This window comes from Prevotella sp. C561 (genome assembly GCF_000224595.1).
Classification (GTDB): Bacteria; Bacteroidota; Bacteroidia; order Bacteroidales; family Bacteroidaceae; genus Prevotella; species Prevotella jejuni.
This window is the reverse complement of sequence record NZ_JH114163.1, coordinates 1,928-5,074: the sequence shown is the minus strand read 5'-3', so window position 1 is coordinate 5,074 and position 3,147 is coordinate 1,928. Positions and strand designations below refer to the sequence as shown.

At 37.3% G+C, this 3,147-nt stretch carries 4 protein-coding genes; all 4 read left to right on the top strand.

Annotated features, from left to right (window positions below; genetic code table 11):
* On the top strand, positions 1-404 hold a 404-nt coding region (locus HMPREF0666_RS17010; RefSeq protein ID WP_009013315.1), incomplete at its 5' end, for an IS30 family transposase.
* A 187-nt stretch (positions 405-591) separates the two neighbouring features.
* Positions 592-1,821, top strand: a complete 1,230-nt coding sequence (locus HMPREF0666_RS15415) for a hypothetical protein (RefSeq protein WP_009013314.1) — start codon at positions 592-594, stop codon at positions 1,819-1,821.
* A 216-nt stretch (positions 1,822-2,037) separates the two neighbouring features.
* The gene (locus tag HMPREF0666_RS15410; RefSeq protein ID WP_009013312.1) at positions 2,038-2,715 is read left to right on the top strand and encodes a hypothetical protein; all 678 of its coding nucleotides are present in this window, start codon (positions 2,038-2,040) and stop codon (positions 2,713-2,715) included.
* Between the two features lie 54 nt (positions 2,716-2,769).
* Positions 2,770-3,066 carry a hypothetical protein gene (locus tag HMPREF0666_RS15405; protein WP_009013311.1) on the top strand — a complete coding sequence of 99 codons (297 nt, stop codon included), beginning with the start codon at positions 2,770-2,772 and terminating at the stop codon, positions 3,064-3,066.
* Positions 3,067-3,147 lie beyond the last annotated feature (81 nt).

Sequence of the window (3,147 nt, the reverse complement as noted above, 5' to 3'; positions counted from 1 at the left end):
TCGTAACACTGATAGAGCGTAGTACAAACATGTTGTTTATGAGAAAACTAAAGAAGGGGAAAAATGCCAAAGAACTGGCACGAACTGTAATACACTTACTATCTCCTTTCAAAGACCATATCAAGTCTATTACAACTGACAATGGTACAGAATTCGCTTGTCATGAAATGATAGCCAAAAGCCTTGGTGTTACCATATATTTTGCTGACCCATACGCTTCATGGCAGAAAGGCGCTATAGAAAATGCTAACGGACTAATTAGGCAATACGTGCCAAAAAAAGAAACCTTTGAGCATATCAGCCAGCAACAAATAACTAAGTATTCAAAGAAAATTAACATGAGGCCAAGAAAGAAATTAGATTTTAAAACACCACAGGACTGCTTTTACGAACTAATTAAGTAAATTTGCACTTGCTTGTTGAATTCACGCGTCCACACATTTAATGGAAGAACCCAAAAAGTTCTAAGGATTTCAGATATTTTTATATCTTTGCAGTATATTATTCAAAGTTATTAGAGGCTTGTTAATATAGCCCACGCATATCAACTTTAAGCCATAAATATATTAAGGAACCGAAAATAGTTGTCTTATGAAAAAAATATATCTTTTACTGCTTATTCTAAATGTAGTATTAATGAATGGATGCAAGGAACAGTCTCCAAAGCAGAGCTCAAAACAGCAGGTTCATCAAGAAAGAACAGTAAAGAGTGAGGTAGACTTAATAAAGAAGTATGACCACGAAATCAGAGAATATTATAGAGAACTTGCGGAAGTAGGACTTGATGGCGTTACGGTAATGCCTATAGAGAAGAAAGTGGAGTATACTGATCTTGCAGTGGAATTGAATTTCGAAATCCTTAAAAGGATGGGGTTTCTGCCTGTTAGCGATGCTGAGGCGCAAAAAGCCATCAAGAAGTATTATAATATAGATATATCTGAAAGTAATAACTCTCTGTTTAAAAAAGGACTTCGCAGATATGTATTTAAAGATGGACTACCTCAAGAGCGTTTAGATCAGCGTAGGTCTATGGACGATGGAGCTACGGAAACCCTATTTTGCTTTTGGTATCGGAATATTTTTGTCCCTAAATATAACTATATTATATTCCACCCTATTATTGAAGGTGCTACCCAGCTTGAAGGCTTTGATGATGAGGATGCTGATAATAATGTACTCAAAAAGGGTAAGTTATCTTACAGGAACGATGAAGAGCTTTTCTATAAAAACCAGTTCATCTTCCACGACAGCAAGGCTGCACTCACTTGGCTTATGAATAATGACAGGAACTTCCTTCGTGACCTGTTCCTGGAATACGGCTACGACAAGTCTGATGTAATCAACAAGATGATGCTTGATGAAATCAAGGTGGTTAACAGAATTCCTGAGGCTGATGAAACCAAGGCACTCTTTGCTTCAAGAGGCGCCAATGGGAAACTGCTTATTCATCGAGGATTGTTGGAGTATATGTTGAAGCACGTAAATGAGGAGAATGAGTATTTCCTTATGCTGGATCAGTATGCATCTACCTTGCTGGATTTAAGGAATTATCCCGAGTTCGACGGCCTTACGAAAGAGGAGAGGTACAGAATTGGTGCTTACGTGGGCTATTATTATGGTCTTCTGTTCGACAAGGGCATCGGTACTTCCATTGATATAAACGGATTCGGTCACGGCTTATGCTATGACGAAGACCTCCGTGATTATCTCAAACGTAACAAGTACTTTCATCTTCCAGGCTTTGAGGATATTGCCGGGAAGCATTATCGCCGCTATCGCATGGATGTTGATATCGAGATGGAGAAGATGCGTGATGAGTAATATCTTACAGTCTGGCTTCTGAGATTTCTATTCGAGCAATAGAAGCTATCCATTCATCTATTAAGAATGAGAAAGCATTAAACCCAAATTGCTCATTAGAGCCTAGACATATTTTGTTATAGATGCAGAAACGAAAGAACTTATCAATCATGGAAAGACGTTAAATCTACAATAATGTTTTTATATATACAAGATAAATATTAAATAAGATACAGAATGAAACTATATACTTTGTGTTTATTGCTCTTAATAGCTTCACAGTCATGTGTTGCACAAAAGAACAAGAAAACAACAACAATGAAGACAACAGAAAGATTCGATGTACAATATTATAAAAGTATAATCAAAAAGAAAAACAGCTATGAAGGTGCTACATCTGCTCAATATGTAGAGAGGAATGGTACTGAGACCTATGTATCATTTAACGAAGATGGCTTTGTCTTACAAGAAATCAAGCCATTTGCTTATGAGATGATAGTTAAGAACTATTATAAGAATTGTATTCTCAAATCCAAAGGGAAATTGCTTTGCCATTCAAGTGTCAAAATTGGTATTTGGTGCGAGTATGACAAACAGGGTAACCTTATAAAAGAAACCGATGAGGACAAGAAGTTTGAGAAGCTACGCCTGAAACCTATAAACATCCTGCGCTGGCTCGAGAAGGAAGGGTATATAGACAGGAAAACGGGAAAAGGTCAGGAGAAGTTCGTAAAAGAGGGTGATGAGCCTAATATTGACATCTACTTTTGGCTGTCGACTCGTGCTGAAGGGTCAAAGACTATCCCTGCGGGGTGGTCTATCGATATTACAGAACACGGAATGTGCACTACCCATAGCTTCAATGCGGAAACGGGTGAATACTTAGGGAATACAACACAGGTCGTATATGAATAAGGCATAGCCTCCTTAACCTTAGAACTATAAATAGATAATGACAAGAATAAAAGTATGAAACATCTCATTCTAATATTACTAACTGCGTTGTACTGTACTTGCTGCAATGCGCAAAAAGACAAGGAGGCAACAACAATGAAGACAACGGAAAGATTCGATGTACAATATTATAAAAGCAAAATCAAGGAAGTAAATGGTAAAGATGGAGACAACAGCTTTGCCATTTATGTGGATAGAGATAGTACACAGGTTAAGGTGTATTTTGATAAGGATTATGATGCTTTGGTAACAATCCCTCCTTTTACTTACTACAAGGAAGTAAGAATATTCCATAAAACGGAGTTCTCATAGAGTCGGGAAAACGCTTTTCTGTTCATCTATTGATATTGGCATTTGGCGCGAGTATGACAATCAAGGCAACCTTATAAAGAA